Origin of the sequence: Vibrio cincinnatiensis (assembly GCF_022113815.1) — a bacterium.
GTDB lineage: Bacteria > Pseudomonadota > Gammaproteobacteria > Enterobacterales > Vibrionaceae > Vibrio > Vibrio cincinnatiensis_A.
The window spans coordinates 1-882 of the sequence record NZ_SGOM01000064.1; the positions used below are offsets into that span (position 1 = coordinate 1).

The 882-nt window shown below is 41.7% G+C and carries 2 protein-coding genes; both read right to left on the bottom strand.

The window, feature by feature from the left end; all coding sequences use genetic code 11:
- Positions 1 to 93: 93 nt before the first annotated feature.
- On the bottom strand, positions 94 to 363 hold the full coding sequence (locus tag EXA13_RS16585; RefSeq protein ID WP_000277238.1) for a type II toxin-antitoxin system YafQ family toxin: 270 nt from the start codon (positions 361 to 363) through the stop codon (positions 94 to 96).
- Positions 356 to 634: a type II toxin-antitoxin system RelB/DinJ family antitoxin gene (locus tag EXA13_RS16590; protein WP_001258569.1), complete on the bottom strand. Its 279-nt coding sequence runs from the start codon at positions 632 to 634 to the stop codon at positions 356 to 358. Before EXA13_RS16590 ends, EXA13_RS16585 begins: the two co-directional genes overlap by 8 nt.
- Between the last annotated feature and the right edge of the window lie 248 nt (positions 635 to 882).

Genomic DNA, 882 nt, shown 5'->3' on the forward strand with positions numbered 1-882 from the left:
CAGCGTTGGGCTATGTGAGTCCAGTGGTGTTTGAAAGTGTGTAGTTATGTTGTGTCCACTTTTCGTGGGGTACACTAGTGCACAATTGACTCATTAGAATAAATCACTATGTGAACCAATGCGCGCTAGTTGTAGTTGATCGTTAAAAACTCGATAGATTAACACTAGGTCGGGTTTAATGTGGCAGTCTCGAAATCCAACCCAATTTCCAGTTAACGGATGGTCAACATTCTTGGGTTCAAGCTTTTCGCCGCGTTGCAGCTTAGAAATAACATTGCCGACTTCAATGATGTCTGAAATCGGCATCTTAGTTATCTTTTTGAAATCTTTCTTAAACTGTGTTGAGTATTCGAGTTTATACATGCTTAACTTTGCCTTCAGTAAGCTCATTCAGCATAGCTTCAACGGATTCAGCTTTATGTCCTTTTCCTTCAACGAGCTCTTGAATTGCAGATGCAGTAACCTCATTAGGCTGTGGAACTCGCAGCTCAAAAGGGATTCCACCATGATTAATAACCGCTTTTGCAAATAACTTTATGGCCTGTGATGTACTTAGACCCATCTCATCGCAGACGTTTGTGAACGCAATTTTCGTGTCGTGGTCAATGCGCGTGCTCAGCATTTCTGTTCTCATAAATAGTACCTTTGTGCATACAATGTATTACATAGTTAGACAAAGTATATGTGCACATAACAAACGGTTCAAGAGGGACAGCCAACGCGCGGCATTTTTACTATGCGTTGGTCTTTGTGGTTTACGGTGTTATGCGTTAAGTTGTCAGTGGCGTTGGCTGCCCCTTAACCGGGCGTTATGTGCATGGAGGCACGAATGAATATTGGAATTTATATTTATGATGAAGCAGAGGTTCTTGATTTTTCAGG